Origin of the sequence: Aeromonas sp. Y293-4 (assembly GCF_027705905.1) — a bacterium.
Taxonomy (GTDB): Bacteria; Pseudomonadota; Gammaproteobacteria; order Enterobacterales; family Aeromonadaceae; genus Aeromonas; species Aeromonas veronii.
This window is the reverse complement of sequence record NZ_JAPDCI010000081.1, coordinates 1-603: the sequence shown is the minus strand read 5'-3', so window position 1 is coordinate 603 and position 603 is coordinate 1. Positions and strand designations below refer to the sequence as shown.

The 603-nt window shown below is 55.7% G+C and carries 1 protein-coding gene; it reads left to right on the top strand.

Going from position 1 to position 603, the window contains the following annotated elements; translation table 11 throughout:
* The coding region (aac(6')-Ib, locus tag OKC31_RS21665) for an AAC(6')-Ib family aminoglycoside 6'-N-acetyltransferase (protein WP_257712539.1) at nt 1-541 on the top strand (541 nt) is incomplete at its 5' end.
* Nucleotides 542-603 lie beyond the last annotated feature (62 nt).

Genomic DNA, 603 nt, shown 5'->3' with positions numbered 1-603 from the left:
CGATTCCGTCACACTGCGCCTCATGACTGAGCATGACCTTGCGATGCTCTATGAGTGGCTAAATCGATCTCATATCGTCGAGTGGTGGGGCGGAGAAGAAGCACGCCCGACACTTGCTGACGTACAGGAACAGTACTTGCCAAGCGTTTTAGCGCAAGAGTCCGTCACTCCATACATTGCAATGCTGAATGGAGAGCCGATTGGGTATGCCCAGTCGTACGTTGCTCTTGGAAGCGGGGACGGAAGGTGGGAAGAAGAAACCGATCCAGGAGTACGCGGAATAGACCAGTTACTGGCGAATGCATCACAACTGGGCAAAGGCTTGGGAACCAAGCTGGTTCGAGCTCTGGTTGAGTTGCTGTTCAATGATCCCGAGGTCACCAAGATCCAAACGGACCCGTCGCCGAGCAACTTGCGAGCGATCCGATGCTACGAGAAAGCGGGGTTTGAGAGGCAAGGTACCGTAACCACCCCAGATGGTCCAGCCGTGTACATGGTTCAAACACGCCAGGCATTCGAGCGAACACGCAGTGATGCCTAACCCTTCCATCGAGGGGGACGTCCAAGGGCTGGCGCCCTTGGCCGCCCCTCATGTCAAACGTT